This is a genomic window from Paracraurococcus lichenis (assembly GCF_030657435.1).
In the GTDB taxonomy this organism is placed as follows: domain Bacteria; phylum Pseudomonadota; class Alphaproteobacteria; order Acetobacterales; family Acetobacteraceae; genus Paracraurococcus; species Paracraurococcus lichenis.
Genome location: NZ_JAUTWS010000234.1, coordinates 1 through 2,912 on the forward strand (window position 1 = coordinate 1; position 2,912 = coordinate 2,912).

Annotated in this window: 2 protein-coding genes; both read right to left on the reverse strand. The window is 69.3% G+C overall.

Going from position 1 to position 2,912, the window contains the following annotated elements; genetic code table 11:
- Nucleotides 1-2,184, reverse strand: a 2,184-nt coding sequence (locus Q7A36_RS39200) for a type IA DNA topoisomerase (protein WP_305109211.1), incomplete at its 3' end; no start/stop codon positions are given.
- 79 nt (nt 2,185-2,263) lie between these two features.
- A partial coding sequence (locus Q7A36_RS39205) for a transposase (RefSeq protein WP_305109212.1) occupies nt 2,264-2,912 on the reverse strand: 649 nt, incomplete at its 5' end.

Genomic DNA, 2,912 nt, shown 5'->3' on the forward strand with positions numbered 1-2,912 from the left:
ATACCGGGCGCCGAGTTGCAGCGCGACCTCCTTGTTGCCGAAAGGAATCCGCAGCGACGTGTCGCCCTCGGCCGCCGTGCCGCCCCGCTGCTGCTTCCCCGGCCTGGTCGGTCCCCCCGCCGTCCTGCGTGACGGCCTCGGGCTGCCCTTCCGGCCCTGCGGCCCCGTGGCGGCCGACCTCCCCAATGCGCCTCGGTTGGACGGGGTGTGGCCGGTGGCGCCGGCGGCCACCTCCGTCGGCCCGGCCGAAGCCTTGGCCTTGCGGCGCCTGGCCAGCCGTGGCAGCCGCTGCGCGCCCTCGCCCGCCGCCCGGCCGCGCCGAGACGCCTTGTCGGGCTGCACCAGCGCAGAGGCGAGCAGCGCCGCGTCGCCGGCCGTTGTGCCGTCCGTCAACCGGCCAATGATGCGGCTGGCCTGGACGCAGACGGCGTCGATGGCGCCGATCATCTCCTGCTCTCCCACCAGCACCTGGTCGAGCAGCAGCTCCATTTGCGCAGTCACGCCGGGGTCGACCAGCGCCGGGTCGGCCCGCTCCAGCACGCCGAACAGCGTCAGGCCACGCTCGGTCGGCACGATGTGCTTGCCGTCGGTCCTCAGGAACTCCTGCGCCTTGAGACCGCGGATGATCTCGGCGCGGGTCGCCGGCGTGCCGATGCCCTTGGCTTCCTTCAGACGCTCCTGCAGCGCCGGATCCTCGACGAAGCGCCAGGCGTTCTGCATCGCCTCGATCAGCGTGCCCTCGTTGTAGCGCGGCGGCGGACGGGTTTGCTTGTCTTCCACCCCGGCGTCGTGCAGCCGGGTCGCCTCGCCGTCGCGCAGCGCGGGCAGCAGCTGCGCGTCCTCGCCCTTCTCCTCGGCCGGCGTCCAGTCCGGGAAGGCGGCTCGCCAGCCAAGTTCGATCGGTTGCCGACCGACTGCACGGAACTCATGCCCCCGGACGTCCAACCTCGCCGTGGTCTGGCGGTAGCGGAAATCCGGCATCATCGCCGCCAGATAGGCGCGGGCGATGACATCGAACAGCCGCCGCTCGTCGGCGGTCAGGCGCGGCCAGACCTCGCGCAGCGCGGCCACCGTATTCACGTTCGGAATGATGGCGTGGTGGCTGGCGCCGGCCAGGCCCTTGTCGTGGAAGACGCCGCCGGCGCCGCGGCGGATCAATGGCGGCTCCGGCACCGGGATCGGCGTATAGGCGCGCCCGACGCGCAGCCCGGCAACGATCCGCGGCACGTCCGGGACCAGGCTTTCCGGCAGGTAGCGGGTTTCGGCGCGGGGATAGGTGATAACCTTCTTGCCTTCGCCGTCATACAACTCCTGCGCCACCTCCAGCGTACGCGCTGCCGACCAGCCGAACCGCGACCCGCACAGCCGTTGCAGAGAAGGCAGGTCGTGCAGCCGCGGCGGCGACTGCCGCTTGTCCTCGACACGCACGGAGAGCGGGCCGCTGAAGCCCTCGGCAGCGGCGGCGATTGCCTCGGCATCAGCACGCTTGCGGATGCGCTCCTTCGGCGCGTGTCGCATGCGAAAGCGGCCAGCCTTGGTCTCGGCAGTGGCGACCACCTCGAAATAGTCCTCCGGGACGAAGCTCCGGATCTCCAGCTCGCGCCGGCAGACGATGGCCAGCGCCGGTGTCTTCACCCGTCCGACGCCGATTACCGCGCGTGCACCCTTGGCAAGCGTCACGGTGGCAGTGCGGGTGAGCGAGAGGTTGTAGATCTGGTCGGCCTGCCGTCGGGCCACCGCGGCGGCGTAAAGCGGTGCGTACTCGGCATTCGGCTTGGCGCGGGCGAAGGCGTCGCGGATGGTCTGTGGATCCTGGGCGGTGAACATCACCCGCATCACCCTGCCGCGGTAGTTGTAGTGCTCCAGGATCTCCTGACCGATCAGCTGGCCCTCGCGGTCGCAGTCGGTGGCCAGCCAGACCCGCTTCGCCCGGCGCAGCGCCTGGCGGATCGCCTGCAGCTTGACCGCCTTTTTGCCGCCCGAGGCGGGCTTGGTGCCGTACAGCGCCTCCGGCCGCAGCAGGACGGTGCTCCAGCGCTTCCAGGCCGGCACCACGTCCTCCGGCTCGGCCAGGTCGAACAGGTGGCCCTCGGCCGGCAGGACCGGGCCATAGCGGGTACCGATGGCGGCGCGGACGTCCTTCGCCTGGCTCGTCTTTTCCGTGATGACGATCTGGTCGGTCATGCGGGGCTCCGCATGTTCTCTATAGGTTCCAGGTGAGAGACGCCATGGCTCTTTCGCAGTATTGATACTGCTGGCGAAGTCAGCTGGCCGCTTGCGCTCGGACCAGCCGAGAGAAGTGCGACCGCCTGGTGCGCGCCGGAGTGTCGCCCAGGATCCAGTGCACCAGGCGCACAAGGTTCATGGCGGCGGCTGTGGCGACATGCTGCAGGTGTGTCTTCGCCTGCCCAAAGTAGCGAGATCGGCGTAGGTCAAAGGCACGCACGCCCTGCGATATCGTGCCCTCAACTCCGGCTCGCAGGGCGTAGAGGCTGCGGAACTCGGGCGTGGTCTGCCGCTGTCGTGCCGCTTGCAAGGCGATGTATTCGTCACGTGTCTTGAAGGTCATGATCCGCCGCGTCGCGATCGGACCAACGCAGTCGCTCCGGTGCGGGCAGGCCTGGCAGTCGGTTGCGGAGAACTTCACCTTGACCACAGGCGTCCCGCCATCAGTCGCTGGCGACCAGCTGGAGCTGTGCACACCCATGGGACAGGTGACATGCTGGGCATCCCAGTCGATGGTGAAGGCATCCATTGCAAATCCTTTGCCCGCTTTCGCCTGCCAGCTGCTGTCGACCCGGGCTGGGCCAACCAGGTCAAGGCCGAAGTCGTGCTGCGCCTGCACCCGCTGCCCGGCACTGAGATAGCCGGTGTCGACGATGTGCTGCGCCGGCAGCAAGCCTTTATCTGCG